Here is a 1,522-nt window from a genome sequence, read left to right on the forward strand (position 1 = left end):
AAATTTCCAGTACAATACGTGCTTTTTCATCAGGTGTGAACTTCCTTCTCTTGGATGACATACAACTAAGAAACTCCTTTTTTGCTGTCTAGTTTCTATGTAGCATTATAATGTTTAGTGCAGAAAACCATCTTCCAAACTCAATTATGTAGTGCTCGCCATATCCCATTCTCCAACCGATACTGTATCTTCCGATGTATGGATACATAAGCCATGGTGGTGCCATCAGTTTATTAATATCAAACGATTTGTTCAATTCTCTTTCACACCTTCTCAATATTAGTGGAAGCTAAATTAACCATCTAGTAAACTGCCCCTTTATTACGTTCAAATAATGTCACCTTGAAGTGTATGAGAACTACTTATTTAATTCAAGATGATTTCCATGTTATCCTGCCCGTTACCTCAACAGGCTGCCGATTGCCGGCAGCCTGTTGTTTGTTGTACTCTAGTATCCGTTAGCATAATTGCTAATGGAAATTAATCACCATTGCGGTCTTATCGTCTGATTTCTTAAAGCGAATATGTTGAATACACTCAGGATCGCTATCCTCAAGTTCTATTAATTCTTGAGTATAAAGTTTAATACCTTTATTCAATATTCTTTGCGCAACAAAGCTCCAATACGAACTCTGTTCGGGTACGATATTTGTTGGTAAAAACATCCCATCAGTCAACAAAATGATATGTTTTAAATACGTCAGATTAATTTTCCCGTATTCGAAAAAACGAACTGCATCCTTTTCCCCATTTAAAACCCCGTAACCACCATCTGTATTAGCGCGATATCGGTTCTTTCTTATTGTATCAATAACGGTTTCATGAAGCTCTTTATGGCTTTTTAAGCCTTTTGTTATTCCTTCCTGCCATTTAGCGAATGCTGGAGCTTCTAAGTGAGAAACTTGTCTCCATGTTAATGGGCGAACCTCTTCATTAGCATACACGGCTAGAATCATGCAATCCCCTGTCTGTATGAACTCCACACCATCATCCTGAATACGAACGATTGCCAATGCCGCTCCCCAGAGTTCTTCCTTTTTCTCCAGATCAATATTAGCGAGCACCATTTGTTCCCTAAGAAGATCATTCACCTCAATCATGTGGTCCTTTAAACTTCCAGGATTAGTAACAGATTCGAAGTAGTTTTTCACCAGATTCGCCGCAATAAAACCGCCAGTTTCCTTTTTGGAATTTAGATAGGGTACCAAGGAAGATACACCATCCAAAGCTCCATACAAATTTGCTTTCGGATGCATAATAATAGCATCCTCATTTAGTACCCCAACGCCTTTCTTGGTGATCTCCTCATAAGTAACATTCAAGTTGTTCACCCCTTTCTCAAATTAATCTTAATATCCTCGAACTATTTTACCATTTTCACCACTACCAAGTATTGGAACTATCCTGCCCGTTCGTATTATGAGGTCAGCCAGAACTTTCTGGTCGACCTCATTTTTGTATGGTCGTAAGATAACGGTAGCCGGGGATCGAACGATTCTGCCCGTGGGACCTGGATCCCGAG

The 1,522-nt window shown here is 39.4% G+C and carries 1 protein-coding gene; it reads right to left on the minus strand.

The window, feature by feature from the left end; all coding sequences use genetic code 11:
- Positions 1 to 470: 470 nt before the first annotated feature.
- Positions 471 to 1,331: a protein phosphatase 2C domain-containing protein gene (locus ICC18_RS33295; RefSeq protein ID WP_188178678.1), complete on the minus strand. Its 861-nt coding sequence runs from the start codon at positions 1,329 to 1,331 to the stop codon at positions 471 to 473.
- Between the last annotated feature and the right edge of the window lie 191 nt (positions 1,332 to 1,522).

Origin of the sequence: Paenibacillus sedimenti, from assembly GCF_014534655.1 — a bacterium.
In the GTDB taxonomy this organism is placed as follows: domain Bacteria; phylum Bacillota; class Bacilli; order Paenibacillales; family NBRC-103111; genus Paenibacillus_E; species Paenibacillus_E sedimenti.